Origin of the sequence: Streptomyces sp. NPDC127092 (assembly GCF_042722475.1) — a bacterium.
Classification (GTDB): domain Bacteria; phylum Actinomycetota; class Actinomycetes; order Streptomycetales; family Streptomycetaceae; genus Streptomyces.
Genome location: NZ_JBHXFE010000373.1, coordinates 586 through 1,110, shown reverse-complemented (window position 1 = coordinate 1,110; position 525 = coordinate 586). Strand labels below are relative to the sequence as shown.

Annotated in this window: 1 protein-coding gene; it reads left to right on the top strand. The window is 67.0% G+C overall.

Annotated elements, in window-relative coordinates; all coding sequences use genetic code 11:
* Window positions 1–293: 293 nt before the first annotated feature.
* Window positions 294–525: hypothetical protein (locus tag ACFWJO_RS40545; RefSeq protein WP_386873389.1), on the top strand; the 232-nt coding region annotated here is incomplete at its 3' end.

The following is a 525-nucleotide window of genomic DNA, read 5'->3' as shown; positions in this document are numbered from 1 at the left end:
CCGATCGGGTCCGCCGTCTACGCGCTACCGCCCGGAACCCCGCCGGACGGCTATCTCGGCCAAACCCTGCTCGACGCCCGCAACTGACCTCGGTCGGCCGATCAGGGTGCCGTAGGAGACGCCGGGCATGGAGCCGAATCCGTCGAAGCCCAACCTGAGCTGGCTATTTGCGGGGAATCGAGTCCCCTCTGCGGGCACCGAGTACGAGGGTGCGTGGTATGTCATCAGCTTGACCTACAGAGATTGTCCACATAATCGAGGCGGACGGCGACACCGAAGCGGTGGAGGCTTTGGTGCAGTGCCAGCGCCACTCGTTCGACTACCAGGCCCGCACGCTGCTGGCTGACCGGAAGGAGAAGGCTACCCGCGCGGAACGCACCGCCCCGTACGCCGAGGCCGGGTTCACCGTGCTCGACAGCGACCCCGGTTTCCGCGACGACTCGAAGATCCACTGGCGGTACATCGCCACCGCGGAGGACGCCGAGGTGGACCCGCGCGCACATCACCGAGGAGCAGGTGCGGCAA